We start from the raw sequence: 15,232 nt of genomic DNA, 5'->3' as shown, positions 1-15,232 counted from the left end.
TCTGGTTCGACCGTTATCCTCTACTGCTCCTGTTCATTGCGTGTCAACCGATATTCCCATTCCATGGAAGGATTGAGGTTTGATGACTATTATATTGTCCCGGTACATACGAGTCAATACCTAATTTGAAAAAGCGTCCGGAAGCGATGGGCAGCTATTCCACCGACCACGCCTCGAGCGAGAACAGCGGCTGCGCCTGGAAATCAAGCGGCGTAAACTGCCCGTGCTTCCACTTGAGATGCGCCGCGGCCGCGATCATCGCCGCATTGTCCGTGCAATATTCGAACGGCGGAATCAAGAGCGGCACGCCTTCGGCCTCGCAGCGTGCGGCCAGCGCCGCTCGCAGCCCGCGGTTGGCGGCCACGCCGCCGCACAGCAGCAATTGGGCCGCGCCGTATTCCTTCACGGCGCGCATCGCTTTCTCCGTCAACACGTCGATGACGGATTCCTGGAACCCGCGGGCGACGGCCGCATACATCGGCGGCTCGCCCCGCATCTTCGCCTGATTGACGACGTTCAGCACGGCGGACTTCAGTCCGCTGAAGCTGAAATCATAGGAATCAGGCTCCAGCCAGGCGCGCGGCAGCGTGATCGCGTCGTCCGCGTCCACGGCGAGGCGGTCGATATGCGGACCGCCCGGATACGGGAAGCCGACCGCGCGGGCGACCTTGTCGTAAGCCTCGCCGACCGCGTCGTCGCGCGTGCTTCCGATGACGCGGAACACGCCCTCCCGCTCCAGATGAACCAGCTCCGTATGCCCGCCGCTGACGACGAGCGCCATGCAGGGATAAGCCAGCTCCTGCACGAGCCGGTTCGCATAAATATGCCCGGCGATATGATGCGTCCCGATGAGCGGCACGTCCAAAGCCATCGCCAGCGACTTCGCCGCCACGATGCCGACGAGCAGCGAACCGACAAGCCCCGGCCCCTGCGTGACCGCGACGGCCGTAATGTCAGACAGGGCAATGCCTGCCTGCTTGACCGCTTCTTCCAGCATGACGGTAATCATCTCCACATGCTTGCGCGAAGCGATCTCCGGCACGACTCCGCCGAAGCGCTGGTGGACGTCGATCTGGCTCGACACTTGATTCGCCAGCACTTCGCGTCCCCCGCGAACGATAGCGACAGACGTCTCGTCGCAGCTTGTCTCGATCGCGAGTATGACGTCCGCTTCCGCCGGATTGGTATGAGAACTTGGTATATTCACGAATGTCACCTGCTTTATTCCGCTTGTTGAGAGGAAGAGGCGGCCAACGCTTTCAGGTCGGTCCACATAATTAGCGCATCTTCCTTGTTATCTGAATAATATCCTTTGCGCACGCCCGCTCCCTGAAAGCCGAACTTTGCATAGAGCCGCTGGGCGATATGATTCGACACCCGAACCTCCAGCGTCATCGCCTCCATGCCGTAGGCCAGCGCCTGAACGACCATCTCCCGCAGCAAGCGCTCCCCGAGCTTCTGCCCCCGGAAATCGGGATGAACGGCGATATTGGTAATATGAGCTTCATCCACCACCGTCCACATGCCGGAATAGCCGATAATGCGATCGCCATGAAGCATCACCGTATATTTGGCAAAATGGTTCTGCGTCAATTCATTCCGGAACGCATCCATCGTCCACGGCACCGTGAACGAAGCGTGCTCCACCTCCAGCACGCCGGGAATATCCTCAAGCCGCATCGGACGGAACTCCACTCCGCCGGATGCTTCCCGTCCATCCTCATCGTATTCAGGCCGTTGTCCCATCTGACATGCTCCCTTCTATTACTGCTGCCTCCGGTCCGCCCGTTCCTTCGCCAGCAGCTTCGCTTCCGCTTCCGCCAACTGCGTATAGTTCGGTTCGAGCCGATGGGTATCCGTTCGCCTGCCTGCGGCATAGGCGCGCAGCCCGAGACGGCCGATCCAGCGCGCCTCCATTCCGCACGGGATGACGCGAATCCGCTCTCCCCATTGCGTCTGCAGGCCATCCAGCGCTTCCTGCTGCGCTCCGGTGTCGCCGACGAACCACACGGCTGCGGCCGCATGCGGATGATCCGCGCCTTCCGCATCCGCATCCGCTTCCAGCGCCCGGGACGCCTCCTCGGCGACCAGCGAGAACAGGCGAATCCCGTCATCGCCATGCCGCTCCACGCCGTCCGTCAGGGCCTCGGCCCCGCTTCCGTTGCAGGCGAAGGGAGCCGTATAGACCTGGCCCCTTCTCGCATCCATCAGCGGGTAGACGAGGATGCGCCCAACGCGGCCCGCTGCCGCGCCGTCCTGCTCGGCCTGCTGCAGGCCGGAGAGCGCCAAGGCCTCCAGACTGGATACGCCGATGACCGGCTTGTCCCATGCCCAGGCCATCGTCTTCCCGGCCGTGACCGCGATGCGCACGCCCGTATACGATCCGGGGCCGACACCGACGGCGACGAGATCCGTCGACTTCCCGCTCCACCCGTTATCCGCCATCAGCGACTGCAGCGTCGGCAGCAGCTTGATCGAATGATTGCGCTCGGCCTGGGAATGGCGCTCGTCCACGAGCGCGCCCCCTTCGAGCAGGGCGGCGGTCAGAGCGGACGTCGACGTATCCAGGGCCAGCACCCGCGTTCTGTTATGATCCTGTTGATCCACGATGTCAGACTCCCATCCGTTTAAGTTCATTAATCCAGCTTACATAAGGCTCCCCATAGGCGGTCAAGCGAATGATCCGCTCCGTCTCGCCTTCTGTCTGCATAAAAAGATGCAAATAACGCGGCGGCAGGAGCGGCGTGATCAGGCTTGACCACTCGACCAGCGACACGCCGTCGCCATACAAGTACTCATCCAGCCCCAACTCATCCGCTTCCGCCATCGAGATGCGGTACACATCCATATGATAGAGCGGCAGCCGGCCGCTGTCATATTCCTTAATTATCGTAAACGTCGGACTGTTGACGATCCCCTCGATGCCGAGCGCGCGCGCGACCGCCTGCGAGAAGCGGGTCTTGCCCGCCCCGAGATCCCCATCGAGCGCGATGACCGTGCCGGGCTGACAGCGTTCGGCCAGCTTCGCGGCCAGCCGTTCCGTATCCGCTTCGCTCGCGGAGTAAAAGGCGAATTCCGCTGATTGGTTCATAATTCCCTCCACGACATTCAACTGTTAGTTACTGACACCTCATTATAACACAAAAATGCCGGCACTCCTCACAAGCGCAGGGCGGCCAGCAGCGAGCCTCCCGCTGCTGGCGAAGGCCCGTGCCCCGGAAGCCTATATCCCTTCTTTCCGCCCCGTATGCTTTATATCAACAACCGTATTTCCGGCCGCGATAAACTGAAGCTGAGCCTTGGATTTTCTATCGTCGTCCCCCTTTACACTGCAGGACTCGAATGATACGATATTACTAACTAATTAGTTAGTAACGAGGAGGTTGGCTTATGGCACGGAACACCGCGCAGGAGAGCAAGCGCAAGCTGATGGAATCGGCCGAGAAACTATTTGCCGCCAAGGGGGTGCGCGGCACGAAGGTCAGCGACATTGTCGCCGGGGCGGGGTTAACTCAAGCCGCATTTTATCTGTATTTCAAAAGCAAGGACGATCTTGCCGCCCAGCTTCTGCAGCAGTTCAATGAGCAGCTCCTGCGCCTGGGCAACGCCGGTTCCGAGGTGAAGCATCTCCCCGCTTCGGAGGTGGAGAAGTATATCGTCTCGGCGCTAACCGACTTGTTCCGTCTGTTCGGGGAACAGCCGCAGCTGACGAAGATCGCGCTGCAAATCTCCGACGACAGCGAGCAGGTACGGGAACGCATCGTTCGCCAGATCGTCGCCAATATGCTTCATAATCAATCGCTTGGCATCGTCAAGCCGGACATCGATCCGGAGCTCGCGGCCGAATCGATCGTCGCCGCGATAGAGAGACTCGTCTACCGCTATGCAGAGACGGGAGAGAGAACGCCGGAGGAGCTGGGCGCTCATACCGCAGGCTTGTTCCTTCAAGGCATGCTGCTTCATCCGGGGAAGGAGGGGTAACCGATGAACGATGCAATCAGCGGCTGGATAGCCGCTCATCTTGACGCGGTCACGGTCATGTGGCTGTTTCCTATCGTGTTCATGTTCCATGATTTCGAGGAAATCCTCTATGTGGAGTCCTGGCTTCGCCGTCACGGCGACCGCATTCTGGCGCAGATGTCCCCTGTTGTCCGCCGCTTTGCCGCGAGCAGCCTGCAAATGACGACGCGGGATTTCGCGGGCGATGTATTCTGGGTCTTTCTCGTCGTCGTCGCGGCAACGCTGGCGGCCGTGATGTTTTCCTTGTACGACCTGTATCTGATACTGCTCCTTATCTTCTTCCTGCATGTATTCACCCATATCGGACTGTCCGTCTATACCCGCAGCGTAACGCCCGGCGTCATCACCGCCGTCCTGCTCGTCCTGCCCTACTCCGGTTATGCGTTCTTCCGCCTGTTCGCGGATCGCGTGATCGCGCCGGAACGGCTGCTGTGGGACGGTCTCGCCGCCATCGTGCTGCTCCCTGCCGTCTTCCTCCTTATGTCCCGCTGGCGCAGCCAATTCAGAACTGCGGGCAAATGACAAAACGGGAAGGCCGATGCTGACAACGCGCCTTCCCCTGGCTCCCGCTCCCGTGCTTGAGGAGGAAGGCCCAACTCCTGCCGTTCGCCTATTGGTTCGGCTCCTTCAATCGGTCAACCGATACCGTCTCTGTATTGAGCGGGTTGTTCCCCACTTGCACCGTCGCCATTCCATTGGCGACATCCACGCTCTCAATCCAGACCGGCTGCTCGCCGTCGAGCTGGACAGGGACGGTGTCCTTCATTTCCAAAATATGCTTCGCGCGATGTGCATCCATGTTCAAAACCTCCCTTCCGCTGCATCTAAGCCTTAACGTGACGCAAAGGCGGCTTTTTCATGCATGCGTAGAAGATAGCGAACTATCGCATACTTACCTATAGAGGTTGTCCAAAAAGTCGTATTTTGAACAATGACATACAGGCAGGAACTCCATGAATATGGTGATACAGATGCCGCACGGCGATGTGCGGGCGAATGAGTGAACAGGCGCAAGGAGGAGAATTGATGCATACGGTCTGGAAAGGGGCAATCAGCTTCGGCTTGGTCCATGTCCCCGTCAAAATGCATACCGCAACCGAAGACAAAGACATCTCGATGCGAATGATACACAAGGAATGCGGCAGCCCGCTCTCCTATGTCCGCTCCTGCCCGGTCTGCAAGGAAGAAGTCGGCTGGGACGAGATCGTGAAGGGCTATGAGTATGAAAAAGGGAAATTTGTCCTGTTCGGCAAAGACGAGCTGGAGCAGCTGCAGGATGATGCAAGCCGGGCGATCTCGATTCTTGATTTCGTCGACCTGGCCGAAATTGATCCGATTTATTATCAGAAGACGTATTATTTATCTCCCGATCAGGCCGGGAACAACGCCTATCAGCTGTTGCGCGAGGCCTTGGTGCAGACAGGCAAGATCGGCATCGCCAAGGTGACCATCCGGGCCAAGAGCAGTCTCGCGGCCATCCGCGTCATCGAAAATTGCCTCGTCATGGAGACGATGTTCTATCCGGATGAGATTCGGGCGGTCGCGCAGGTACCGAATATTCCGGAGCATGTGGAGGTCAATCCGAAGGAGCTGGAGATGGCGAAGCTGCTTATCGGCCAGCTGTCGACCGCCTTCGAGCCGGAGCAGTACACGGATGAATACCGCCAGCGCTTGCTGGAGCGGATCGGGCAAAAGATCGCGGGCGAAGAAGTCCGCACCGCTCCGGCCGCCCAGCCGGCCGCCAATGTCGTAGACCTGATGGCGGCGCTGCAGGCCAGCATCGAGGCGATGAAGGGGCCGCGGCCAATCGGCGCCGATCCGGGTCCGGCGGCGGCAGCGGCTCCGGCAGCAGCGGCGGAACCGAAGCGGCGCAAAAAGGCCGCTCCTGCGGCAGCGGCCGATACGGCTGCCGAGGAAGCCGCACCGCGGCGCAAGAAGACGTCCCGCAAGGCGGAAGCCGGCGCGCAGAAGGCGGCCAATGACGGCGAGGAGCCGGCCGCCACGGGCGGCACGCGGCGCAAGCGGGCGCGGACGGAGTCATAATGCCGCGGCCGCCTATGGAAGACTCGGGACAGCGGCCGGAGCGGGAGGAACGGAACGCCGCGGTCTTCTCCGAGGCGCTCCCTTCTTCTCTGGCGCTTCCTGCGGCGCCGATGTCTCCGCTTCGAAGCGACCGCATCCCCGCAGGCGAGGAATGGCTGCATCAACTGAAATGGGACGGCGTCAGAATGCTCGCCGTATGCGTTCAGGGCCGGGTGCGGCTGTTCTCCAAGCGGATGCTGGAGAAGACGTCCATCTATGCGGACGTGACGGCCATGATGGAAGCGCGGCCGGAACTTCGCGGCCGGACGATGCTGCTCGACGGGGAGGTCGTCGTCTTCGATCCGAAGCTGGGACGGCCTTCTTTCCCGTTGGCGCTCCAACGGGAGCGGATGCGCCAGCGGCCCGACGGCGCCCTTCCCGCCGTCTACGTTCTCTTCGACGTGCTCGGCATCGGAGAGCGGAATGTGAGGCGGCTGCCCTATGAGGAGCGGCACCGCTTGCTGCTGGAGTTGTTCCCCGAAAAGCATCCCGCCTGCTTCGTGGCGGATATTTTCGAGGATGGCGCTCAATTATGGGAATGGGTGGAGCAGCACGGCTGGGAAGGCGTCGTCAGCAAAAGGCGAAGCTCCCCTTACCAGGAGGGCAAGCGTCATCAGGACTGGTTCAAGCATAAAAAGGATCTTCTCGTCGAAGCCTTGACGGTGGGCTATATGATCAATAAGGGCCGTCCGGCCAGCGTCGTCCTTACTGACTTGGAAGGACGCTATATCGGCAAGGCGTCCATCGGACTCGATGAGACCCGCCGGCAGCTGCTGGAAGGCTGGGCGGGGCGTTATCCGGCTGCAAGCCCGCCCGGAGGACCGATTCCGGCGCTCCGCCGGGAGCCGATCGTCTGGATGAGTGTGCCGATTCCGTGCCGGGCCTTGGCCCTGGAATATACGCCGACCGGGCAGCTCCGCCATCCGCGCATTGATACGCTGCCGCTGCTGAAATAACGGGAGAAGCGCCAGGTTCGCGTTAGAAGGAAAACGTCAGAAGACGAGCTTACGAGAATCGGAATGAAGCAACAGGAAGGTGGGACTATGGCCAGCAAAGAACCGCCCGCGTCCTTAATGGTAGAAGGGCATGAAATCCAAATCACGAATCCGAACAAGCTGTTGTGGCCGGAGGCGGGCATAACGAAGACGGACTATATCCGGGAAATGATACGGCTGAGCCCTTATTTGCTGGCGGCGTGCCGCGACCGCTTCCTGACGACGATCCGGTATCCGCATGGCGTTCCCGGGGAATTTTTTTACCAGAAAAACGTGCCGCCTGGAGCCCCCTCCTTCGTCGAGACCGCGATGTCCGGGGATATCCGCTATATCGTCCTCCAAAATGTGCCTACGCTGCTGTGGCTGGCCAATCTGGCCTGCATCGAGTTCCATCCCTCGCTGCACCGGATCGGCGACCCGCTCCCGGCCGAGTGGATTATCGACCTGGATCCGTCCGTTCGGGAGGAAGAGCGCATTATGGAGGCCGCCTGGATCGTGGGAGAGGCGATGGAGCGGATCGGGATCCGGACGATCCCGAAAACATCCGGCGCCACCGGCGTGCAGCTTATCGTGCCGATCAAGCGCGGCCCGACCTTCATGCAGCTCCGCGAGCTGGGCGAGATGCTCGCTATTTACCTGTGCGAGCTTCACCCGCAGCTGTTCACGATTGAGCGGCTGAAGAAGAACCGGGGCACCCGCATTTATATCGATTACATGCAGCATGATGCCTCCCGGACAATCGCAGCGCCCTACACGCCGCGGGCGACACCGTACGCTTCGGTCTCGATGCCGCTCACCTGGGATGAGGTGAAGCGCAATCCGAAGCCCCGCGATTACCATCTGCTCAATGCGGCCGATCGGCTTGCCAAGGTCGGCGATCTGATCCGCGAAGCCGAGCCGCTCGCAATCGAGCCGATTCTGGAGGCCTTCTCCAGCCAGATTCAAGCCATCCGGTCACGAAAAGGCTAACCTCCGTACGTACCTAGCAAGCTAGCGAAAGGAGTTAGAGCAGAGGCGACAGCAGCCGCATGACCGCTTCGGCGGCGCGCTGTCCGCGGGAACGGGTCACGAATTGGTTGTAATCGAGCTCTACGCTGTCCTCGAAATCGCGCAAAAAATCTTCCTCCAGCCGATCGACCGCCGAAGCTTCGAACAGCACCGCGTTGACTTCGAAGTTGCTGAAAAAGCTTCGCATATCCAGATTCGCCGTTCCCACGCATCCCAGGGTGCGGTCCATGAGGAAGGTTTTGGCGTGCGCGAAGCCTTTCTGATACTGATAGAAGCGGACGCCCACCTGCAGCAGCTCCTCCACGTAAGAGAGGGATGCCCAATCGACGAGGCGGGAATCCGACTTGCCCGGAATAATGATGCGGACATCGATCCCGCTGACGGCGGCCGTCTTGAGCGCGAGCCGCACGCTGGCATCGGGAACGAAGTAAGGCGTAATGATCCAGACCCGCTCCCGCGCAGAACTGAGCACGCCGAAGAACAGCTCCTGAATCGCATCCCAGCTTGCGTCCGGCCCGCTCGAGATCATCTTCACCTGCTCCTTCCCCTTGCATTGATGGGGCGGGAACAGCTCCCGAAGCGATAGTGACTGCTCGGTCACGAACGTCCAGTCGTGCAGGAAAATCGCCTGCAGCGCATATACCGCATCTCCTTCGACCTGCAAGTGCGTGTCCCGCCAAAAGCCAAGCTTGCGGTCCAACCCCAAATAATCGTCACCGATATTCATTCCGCCGACAAAGCCGATCCGCCCGTCTACGATAAGCAGCTTCCGATGATTGCGGTAATTGAGGCGGCGGCGGAAAAACGAAACCCACACCGGCAGGAACCAATGGAATTCCACGCCCGCTTCCTTGAACGTCCGCAAATATTTGCGGCGCAGCTCGATGCTGCCGACGCCGTCGACCACGATGCGGACGCGGACCCCTTCCTTCGCCTTGGCGATAAGCGCCTGCTGGAAGACGGTGCCGATGCCGTCGTCCCGCAATATATAGAATTCCATATGGATATGATGCTTCGCTTCCCGGATGGCGGTCAGCATCGCTTCGAACGTCGCTTGACCGTTCGTCAACACCCGCGTCTCGTTGCAGCTCGTAATCGGGCTTTCCGACAAAGAAGAAATGAGTGAGAACAACCGTTGCTGGCTATGCATTTGCGGGTTGTTCAGGTCGTCCGGACGGTTCACCGTCTGGATGCCGATGTCACGGGTCCGGTTCTCGGGATGCCCCCAGCCTCCCCTTTTCCGGACCCGCCGCCGGGCCGTATATTCCTGGGCTAGAAAATAGTACATAACGAAGCCGATCAGCGGGAAGCAGAACAGAATCAGCAGCCAGGCGACCGCCTTGGAAGGCTGCTTGTATTCAAGCAGCACGATGGTAAAGATCTGAAATATGTATATGAGCAAGGCGACTACCAGCCATAACATCAATTTTTCTAACCTCCGCCTGTCCGTGACCTCGTTGCCTTTGCAGGGCTTATTTCATGTATTACATCAGAGCGGACCTCCTGTCAACTCTGCCCGTTCGGCATCCCGTTCCTGTTCTGCTTCCCCATTCTTCCGCTCCCTTCAACTGTCCCTATCCTGCTCTGGCTGCCCCATTCTTCCAGCCCCTCCCGGCTTTCCCCGCCCTGTTCTGGTCTCCCATCCTTCCAGCCCCTCCGGCTGTCCCCTTCCTGTTCTGGTCTCCCATCCTTCCGCTCCCCTCCGGTCACCCCTATCCTTCCAGTATTGTGTATTTTTCGGCGCAATCATACGTGCAAAATCGGCTCATTCGGACAGATATCCGTTCTGTATAGCGGGACATTGGAATAGAGTGCAATAGGTAGACTTTGCAGGATTATGCGGAATCTGAGGTGATGTGATGAAAGGGCGTTGGTGGAATGGCCGTATGACACTGCTCGTCATCCGCGACGCGGAGCAAGCGGTCAAGCAGATGAATGTGCCGAAAATGCTCGTTGTCTCCGTCCCGATTGCCGCCGTCTTGTCGATATCGGGTCTGGTGCTGAGCATGCAGTGGAAGGCCGCGGCGGAGATCCGCGAGCTGGAGGGCTTGCTGTCTAACCAGTCCGAGGCGCTTGAAGTTACGGTCAAAAACAAGGACGAAGCGATTCAACGGCTGCAAAATGAGATCGTCCGCCTCTCATCGGAGACCGAGACCGTCAAGCAGCGGATCAATCACATGAGCAGTCTGGAGAAGCAATTGGAAGACTTTGTAGAAGAAAATGCCGGCGTATCGAAGGAAAGCGGCGAGAAGCAAGCCCGCTTTGTTCGCAGCACGGTCTGGAACGAGCAGCGGCAGGTCGGCGGCGAGGAGATTGGCGTCGGTATGGAGCAGATGCTGGAGTTGGCCGAGCGCTCGCGGCTGGATCTCGTCCAGATGAAAAGCATGCTGTCCTACATACAGCGCAATGCGCCGGACGTATTGAATCAAGCCCAGAAGAAGCAGGAACTCATCGCGGGAACGCCGTCCGTCTGGCCGACAAAGTCACGTCGCCTGACCTCCAGCTTCGGGTACCGGAAGGATCCGTTGACCGGATATGCCGCATTCCATGCCGGCATCGACATTGGCGGCGAGACGGGCGACTCCGTCCTCGCAGCGGCCGAGGGAGAAGTGATTGAAGCCGGATTCAACGCTTCGCGGGGCAATTATATTATTATCCGGCATGTCAACCAATTGGACACCTGGTATATGCATCTGCAGCGGATTCACGTCTCCGTGGGCGACAAGGTCGGCAAAGGGGAGAAGATCGGCGCGCTGGGCACGACCGGCCGCAGCACCGGGCCGCATCTCCACTTCCAGATTGTCCAGCGGGGCGAGCCGATTGATCCGCTTCCGTTCCTGACCAAGGCGTCCGCGGACACCCCGGCGGAGGGACGGCCCGTGAAGAGCTCCGCCGCCTCCGGCGCTGCCGGGAGTTCTGAGAGTTCTGGGGGAACCTGGATTTCCGGAGTCAAGAAGGGTTCTGACGTTTCCGGCAGTTCGGGGAATCTTGGAACTTCCCGGACATTCGGTCCCGGAAGTACCGGTCCCGGGTATTCCCCGTCCTCCCCGGGATCTGTCACCAGGCTGTCTCCGCTTCCGATGTGGATAACGGAAAATGCGCCAGCCTACGGAACATAACCTGGACGCATCTAAGCCAAATCTGTCAAAGCAGGAGGGATTACGATGTTTCAACGATCATCCCAACGCATCAAGCCGACGGATACGTTCATCGGCCACGGCACCGATATGAACGGCACCATTCACTCGCAATCGAATGTGCGCATCGACGGCAAATTTACGGGCGAGCTGAGCAGCAGCGGCACAATCACCGTCGGCGAGCGCGGAGAGGCGCACTCTACCTTGATCGCCCGCCATGTCGTCGTCGCGGGCACCGTCGTCGGCGATATCAGGACGACGGGCAAGCTGCTCATCACCTCGTCCGGACAGGTGCTGGGCCATTGCGAATCGGGGCTGCTTGTCGTCGAGGAAGGCGGCATCCTGAACGGCACGAGCATGGTCGATCGGGAAGCGAAGGAAGGAACCGCAACGAACGTCGCTGCCGCCGCCCACGAGCCTCCCGAACGGGAACGTGAAGCGAAGCAGGACGACAAGGACGCTGTCGCAGCAAAGCAAGCGGGCTAACCAAGCCGCTTGCTTTTTTTCTGGGCCGTTCTCTTCCCGAGCAAGAGATGATGTGGCCCCGCTATGTAATTTTCGCCTTCCATCCGCTTATGCCATTAGCTTAGCTCTTGCTTTAAGTTCGCGAAATAGTAATGATGTCAGTTATTACTTTTATTCAACTCTTACGGTGGAAGAACGATCGGCTTCACTCTCGCAGTGGAAGAGCGGATGCTTGTTGGCATACGGTGGGGGAACATAACATGTTATGTGCTCTCAGTACGGACAAACCGGTGAAAATGTCCATACAAAAGTGGACATAAGGGGGTTATGATCCTATCAAGTAAAAATATCAACATATAGATATATCTCCGGATGAACACACTGTATATAGTAGGGACAGAGATGGCGGGAACGATATCTCTTTTTCAAAAATGTGTCCACTATTTGGAAGACATATTCCCCAATTTTCCGCCATCCAGAGACAATTCGCACTCCCCTCCCATATCGCAACCTTACACCCGCTCTCCCCAAGCTGTCCACACGCTCCCCACATGGCAGCCGCTCGACTCCGCTACCGCAGCGAGTCATAGGGCAAGTCCGTCAGCCGAACACGCCATAGCCGGTTCAGCGGCGAATGTTTTGCCACGCACTCTTCGCACCCCCCGACCGGATCGTCGCCGCAGAAGCCCGTCCGAAATACCAGCATCGCTTCCTCACTGGCCAGCAAGCGCTGGCAGCCCAGGCATTTCACTGTCATGTGCAACTGCTTCGCTCTCATGTACTTGCTCCCCTCGTCCGGAATTGAATCATTTCGGCATCCCCCGCGATGCCGCGTTCTCGCCGGGGTCATTCCTCCGCGCAGGCCCGGTCACATCCGGCATCGACTTGGGCCAGGGCGGATAGCGCAGCCGCTCCACCCTGTCCAGCTCCGGGCGGCAGCAGCTTCGCCACATCCGGCGGGCCTGTTCGTCCGCCGGTTCGGCGGGACGCTCCCGCCAGAGTGGAACGCCGCCGCGCACGGCCCAGCGCTGCGCGTACTCCGCCACCCGGTACGGCACATAGCGTACCGGCCGCTTCATCGGCGCGAACAGCTCCGCGAGCGCCGCCAGCGGCTGGCCGTCCGCCGTGCCGAGGAGGACGGTGCCGGTCGCCTGCAGCCAGGCGGGAGGCAGATACGCGACATCGGTCGCAGGTCCTGCCTTCCCGCTCCCGCGCAGGCGCTCCGTCGAGCCGGGCGCAGCCGCCGGCGCGGCCACGATGGCGAGGCGCATCGCATTCGCCAGCGCCGCGCCGCCCGGCCAGGAGCCCGGCACGACGACGGCATCGGCACGGCGGACGGCGTAGTCCGCATGCACCGTGCACAGCATGCGGCTGGCGCAGGCGCGGCGCCAGCGCTCGGCCTCCTCGGCTTCCGGGAGGACGAGCCAGACGTCATGGCCGAGCTTCCTCAGCCGCCAGGCCAGGTCCAGGCCCCCATCCCGCGCTCCCAGTACGGCGCATCGCATGACTACCCCTCCTTTGCCCGTTATTCCTAACGAACCGGACCGCCCGCAGCATAGCGGCGCAAATAATCCGCCAGCGCTTCGCGCCACGGGCGCATCGGCGGAAAACCGTTCAAGCGCAGCGCCCATCCCTCCAGGGCCGAAAAAGACGGCCGCCGGGCCGGACGGGGAAATTGCGATGTCGGCACGGAACGCACCTTGACGGACAAGCCCGCCTCCTCCATAATCGCAAGCGCGAATTCATGCCAGGAGCAGATCCCGGCATTCGTGACATGATAGGTTCCAAAGCGGTTCGTCCGCAGCAGCCGCAAGATCATCTCGGCCAGATCGAGCGTATACGTAGGGCACCCCGATTGATCGTGCACCACTTTCAGCTCCGGCTGGACCGCCGCTTGACGCAGCATCGTCTTGACGAAGTTATTGCCATGCGGCCCGTATACCCACGACGTGCGAACAATGAAGGAGGACGGCTGCAAGAGCTGCACGAACCGCTCCCCTTCCCGCTTCGACGCGCCGTATACATTGATCGGGCGAGTGCGGGCCGTCTCGGTGTACGGCTTCGTCGTCCGGCCGTCGAACACATAATCCGTGCTGACGTAGACGAGCTTCGCGCCGACCTGGCTTGCGGCCGCCGCGACATTGCGCGAGCCGAAGGCGTTGACTTGGTACGCCAGATCCGGATTGAGCTCCGCTTCGTCCACCTTCGTGTAAGCAGCGGCATGAATGACGGCGGATGGCCGTTCCCGCAGGAATATCCGCAGCACCTCCTCCGCATCCGTCACATCCAGCTCCTGGCGGCCGTAGCCCCGGGCCGGCACGCTATAGCGGCGCAGCACCGCCATCATATCTTTGCCGAGCTGGCCCTCCGCTCCGGTAACGAGTACAATCCCACCCTGATTCATCATCTCACCCGCCTCGCTCCAGACTGGACAGGGAGAATGTCTCGGCGTCTTCCAGCAGCGGCATCGCCTTGTCCTTGTCCGACATTATCGGATTCGAAGCCGGCCACGGAATCCCGATGGCGGGATCATCCCACCGGACTCCCCGATCCCATTCCGGCGCGTAGTGGGCATCCACCTTGTACATTACCTCGGTATTATCCACCAGAGTGCAGAATCCGTGGGCATAGCCCGGCGGAATAAGGAGCTGCCGCTTGTTGGCAGCGCTCAAAATGACGCCAAACCATTGGCCGAACCGCGGAGAACCGCGGCGGATATCGACAGCCACATCATAGATGGCGCCAACGAGCACCCGGACCAGCTTGGTCTGCGCCATCGGCTCCAACTGGTAATGCAGCCCGCGAATCGTGCCGGCCCGGGCAGACAGCGAATGATTATCCTGCACGAACGTCTGCGGAATACCGGAAGCCTCCCATTTTTCGCGATGATAGCTTTCCATAAAAAAGCCGCGGCCGTCTTCAAACACCTTCGGCTCCAACATCAAAACGCCGTCCAGCGGCGTAGATATGATTTTCATCGATCCCAACTCCTTGTTCTGACGAATCGGACGGTTCAGCCGCTTGGCCGCGCCCTATCGCGGGACGCCTCGCCGAGCGCGCTGGAAGACCTATGTCCTCATCCTATGCAGAACCGCAGCGCAGCGTCTGTATGGCTGGAATCATAGCGACGCCTACTTATATATATGCCCGCGGATCCCGAACGATGATCCCGCCGCCTGCGGCCGCTCTTCAGCGGCATGAGACTCTCGCGCAGAACCGGCGGTCCGGTATCCGGCCACCGTTCTCCGCACCGCTTCGAAGAGCTGTGCCATCGGCAAGCCGGCGAATTGCTGAAGCGCGCCTTGTCCGCCGAGAAGCGTCCCCGAACAGGCCAGACCGGGACTGCAAGCCAAGCCGGGACTCAAGCCGGGCCGGCACTGTACACACATTGCGCCCCGGACGCAATCGGCCTATAATGAGACGGAAACCGGCGGGAAAAAGCCGGCCCCCTCCATGGCGGCCGCACGCCTGGCCGGAGCGTTGTAACGGCGCCGGTTCAATTCGCCCCCACATCCGGAGCCGCAT

Annotated in this window: 18 protein-coding genes; 7 read left to right on the top strand and 11 right to left on the bottom strand. The window is 60.3% G+C overall.

Translation table 11 applies throughout. From position 1 onward, the window contains the following. Positions 1–154: 154 nt before the first annotated feature. From tsaD to tsaE, 4 genes are read right to left on the bottom strand one after another with little or no spacing between them, the layout of a single operon-like run. Positions 155–1,207, bottom strand: coding sequence for a tRNA (adenosine(37)-N6)-threonylcarbamoyltransferase complex transferase subunit TsaD (tsaD, locus tag OCY70_RS33165; protein ID WP_213428870.1), 1,053 nt, complete (start codon positions 1,205–1,207; stop codon positions 155–157). A 14-nt stretch (positions 1,208–1,221) separates the two neighbouring features. Continuing rightward, entirely contained in the window at positions 1,222–1,746 is a 525-nt protein-coding gene (gene rimI / locus OCY70_RS33160; protein ID WP_213428872.1) for a ribosomal protein S18-alanine N-acetyltransferase, read from the bottom strand. An 18-nt stretch (positions 1,747–1,764) separates the two neighbouring features. Next, positions 1,765–2,607 carry a tRNA (adenosine(37)-N6)-threonylcarbamoyltransferase complex dimerization subunit type 1 TsaB gene (gene tsaB, locus OCY70_RS33155; RefSeq protein WP_249725220.1) on the bottom strand — a complete coding sequence of 281 codons (843 nt, stop codon included), beginning with the start codon at positions 2,605–2,607 and terminating at the stop codon, positions 1,765–1,767. A gap of 4 nt (positions 2,608–2,611) precedes the next feature. After that, positions 2,612–3,091, bottom strand: a complete 480-nt coding sequence (gene tsaE / locus OCY70_RS33150) for a tRNA (adenosine(37)-N6)-threonylcarbamoyltransferase complex ATPase subunit type 1 TsaE (RefSeq protein WP_213428875.1) — start codon at positions 3,089–3,091, stop codon at positions 2,612–2,614. Positions 3,092–3,390: 299 nt separating this feature from the next. Between tsaE and OCY70_RS33145 the strand changes: the two genes are divergently transcribed. Continuing rightward, complete coding sequence (locus OCY70_RS33145) at positions 3,391–3,981, top strand: TetR/AcrR family transcriptional regulator (RefSeq protein WP_213428878.1); 591 nt, start codon at positions 3,391–3,393, stop codon at positions 3,979–3,981. Between the two features lie 3 nt (positions 3,982–3,984). Then, positions 3,985–4,542: an HXXEE domain-containing protein gene (locus tag OCY70_RS33140; protein WP_213428880.1), complete on the top strand. Its 558-nt coding sequence runs from the start codon at positions 3,985–3,987 to the stop codon at positions 4,540–4,542. A gap of 88 nt (positions 4,543–4,630) precedes the next feature. Here the strand turns inward: OCY70_RS33140 and OCY70_RS33135 are convergent, their stop codons facing one another. After that, positions 4,631–4,819 carry an H-type small acid-soluble spore protein gene (locus OCY70_RS33135; protein WP_168182836.1) on the bottom strand — a complete coding sequence of 63 codons (189 nt, stop codon included), beginning with the start codon at positions 4,817–4,819 and terminating at the stop codon, positions 4,631–4,633. A 227-nt stretch (positions 4,820–5,046) separates the two neighbouring features. On the opposite strand from OCY70_RS33135, the gene ku reads away from it, so the two are divergent. From ku to ligD, 3 genes are all read left to right on the top strand, one after another. Further along, positions 5,047–6,063: a non-homologous end joining protein Ku gene (gene ku, locus OCY70_RS33130; RefSeq protein ID WP_213428881.1), complete on the top strand. Its 1,017-nt coding sequence runs from the start codon at positions 5,047–5,049 to the stop codon at positions 6,061–6,063. Beyond that, positions 6,063–7,058 carry an ATP-dependent DNA ligase gene (locus OCY70_RS33125; RefSeq protein WP_213428883.1) on the top strand — a complete coding sequence of 332 codons (996 nt, stop codon included), beginning with the start codon at positions 6,063–6,065 and terminating at the stop codon, positions 7,056–7,058. The genes ku and OCY70_RS33125 overlap by 1 nt, the downstream gene beginning before the upstream one ends. An 87-nt stretch (positions 7,059–7,145) precedes the next feature. Continuing rightward, entirely contained in the window at positions 7,146–8,066 is a 921-nt protein-coding gene (ligD, locus tag OCY70_RS33120) for a non-homologous end-joining DNA ligase (protein WP_213428885.1), read from the top strand. A 34-nt stretch (positions 8,067–8,100) separates the two neighbouring features. Here the strand turns inward: ligD and cls are convergent, their stop codons facing one another. Beyond that, positions 8,101–9,528, bottom strand: coding sequence for a cardiolipin synthase (gene cls, locus OCY70_RS33115; protein ID WP_213428899.1), 1,428 nt, complete (start codon positions 9,526–9,528; stop codon positions 8,101–8,103). Positions 9,529–9,964: 436 nt separating this feature from the next. Between cls and OCY70_RS33110 the strand changes: the two genes are divergently transcribed. Further along, the gene (locus OCY70_RS33110) at positions 9,965–11,224 is read left to right on the top strand and encodes a M23 family metallopeptidase (RefSeq protein WP_249725222.1); all 1,260 of its coding nucleotides are present in this window, start codon (positions 9,965–9,967) and stop codon (positions 11,222–11,224) included. A 45-nt stretch (positions 11,225–11,269) separates the two neighbouring features. Next, entirely contained in the window at positions 11,270–11,728 is a 459-nt protein-coding gene (locus tag OCY70_RS33105; RefSeq protein ID WP_213428887.1) for a bactofilin family protein, read from the top strand. Positions 11,729–12,278: 550 nt separating this feature from the next. Here OCY70_RS33105 and OCY70_RS33100 read toward each other — a convergent pair. From OCY70_RS33100 to OCY70_RS33080, 5 genes are all read right to left on the bottom strand, one after another. Further along, positions 12,279–12,464: a diaminopimelate decarboxylase gene (locus OCY70_RS33100; protein ID WP_249725224.1), complete on the bottom strand. Its 186-nt coding sequence runs from the start codon at positions 12,462–12,464 to the stop codon at positions 12,279–12,281. A 49-nt stretch (positions 12,465–12,513) separates the two neighbouring features. Beyond that, positions 12,514–13,212 carry an ATPase gene (locus OCY70_RS33095; RefSeq protein ID WP_213428891.1) on the bottom strand — a complete coding sequence of 233 codons (699 nt, stop codon included), beginning with the start codon at positions 13,210–13,212 and terminating at the stop codon, positions 12,514–12,516. A gap of 26 nt (positions 13,213–13,238) precedes the next feature. Further along, complete coding sequence (gene rfbD, locus OCY70_RS33090) at positions 13,239–14,111, bottom strand: dTDP-4-dehydrorhamnose reductase (protein ID WP_213428901.1); 873 nt, start codon at positions 14,109–14,111, stop codon at positions 13,239–13,241. 4 nt (positions 14,112–14,115) lie between these two features. After that, a complete protein-coding gene (gene rfbC, locus OCY70_RS33085) occupies positions 14,116–14,685 on the bottom strand; it encodes a dTDP-4-dehydrorhamnose 3,5-epimerase (protein ID WP_213428893.1) in 570 nt (189 codons plus the stop codon). A 153-nt stretch (positions 14,686–14,838) separates the two neighbouring features. After that, positions 14,839–15,060 carry a hypothetical protein gene (locus tag OCY70_RS33080; protein WP_213428895.1) on the bottom strand — a complete coding sequence of 74 codons (222 nt, stop codon included), beginning with the start codon at positions 15,058–15,060 and terminating at the stop codon, positions 14,839–14,841. Between the last annotated feature and the right edge of the window lie 172 nt (positions 15,061–15,232).

It is taken from the genome of Paenibacillus melissococcoides, assembly GCA_944800085.1.
In the GTDB taxonomy this organism is placed as follows: Bacteria; Bacillota; Bacilli; order Paenibacillales; family Paenibacillaceae; genus Paenibacillus_B; species Paenibacillus_B melissococcoides.
The sequence above is the reverse complement of the archived record's forward strand: the minus strand, read 5'-3'. Positions and strand labels throughout refer to the sequence as shown.

Bases quoted from the DNA above. Each gene is read 5' to 3' on its own strand.
- OCY70_RS33135 (WP_168182836.1), bottom strand. From the start codon at position 4,819: ATGGATGCACATCGCGCGAAGCATATTTTGGAAATGAAGGACACCGTC.
- tsaE (WP_213428875.1), bottom strand. From the start codon at position 3,091: ATGAACCAATCAGCGGAATTCGCCTTTTACTCCGCGAGCGAAGCGGAT.
- rfbC (WP_213428893.1), bottom strand. From the start codon at position 14,685: ATGAAAATCATATCTACGCCGCTGGACGGCGTTTTGATGTTGGAGCCG.
- OCY70_RS33110 (WP_249725222.1), top strand. From the start codon at position 9,965: ATGAAAGGGCGTTGGTGGAATGGCCGTATGACACTGCTCGTCATCCGC.
- OCY70_RS33140 (WP_213428880.1), top strand. From the start codon at position 3,985: ATGAACGATGCAATCAGCGGCTGGATAGCCGCTCATCTTGACGCGGTC.
- ligD (WP_213428885.1), top strand. From the start codon at position 7,146: ATGGCCAGCAAAGAACCGCCCGCGTCCTTAATGGTAGAAGGGCATGAA.
- OCY70_RS33100 (WP_249725224.1), bottom strand. From the start codon at position 12,464: ATGACAGTGAAATGCCTGGGCTGCCAGCGCTTGCTGGCCAGTGAGGAA.
- OCY70_RS33125 (WP_213428883.1), top strand. From the start codon at position 6,063: ATGCCGCGGCCGCCTATGGAAGACTCGGGACAGCGGCCGGAGCGGGAG.
- OCY70_RS33145 (WP_213428878.1), top strand. From the start codon at position 3,391: ATGGCACGGAACACCGCGCAGGAGAGCAAGCGCAAGCTGATGGAATCG.
- ku (WP_213428881.1), top strand. From the start codon at position 5,047: ATGCATACGGTCTGGAAAGGGGCAATCAGCTTCGGCTTGGTCCATGTC.
- rimI (WP_213428872.1), bottom strand. From the start codon at position 1,746: ATGGGACAACGGCCTGAATACGATGAGGATGGACGGGAAGCATCCGGC.
- OCY70_RS33105 (WP_213428887.1), top strand. From the start codon at position 11,270: ATGTTTCAACGATCATCCCAACGCATCAAGCCGACGGATACGTTCATC.
- rfbD (WP_213428901.1), bottom strand. From the start codon at position 14,111: ATGAATCAGGGTGGGATTGTACTCGTTACCGGAGCGGAGGGCCAGCTC.
- OCY70_RS33095 (WP_213428891.1), bottom strand. From the start codon at position 13,212: ATGCGATGCGCCGTACTGGGAGCGCGGGATGGGGGCCTGGACCTGGCC.
- cls (WP_213428899.1), bottom strand. From the start codon at position 9,528: ATGTTATGGCTGGTAGTCGCCTTGCTCATATACATATTTCAGATCTTT.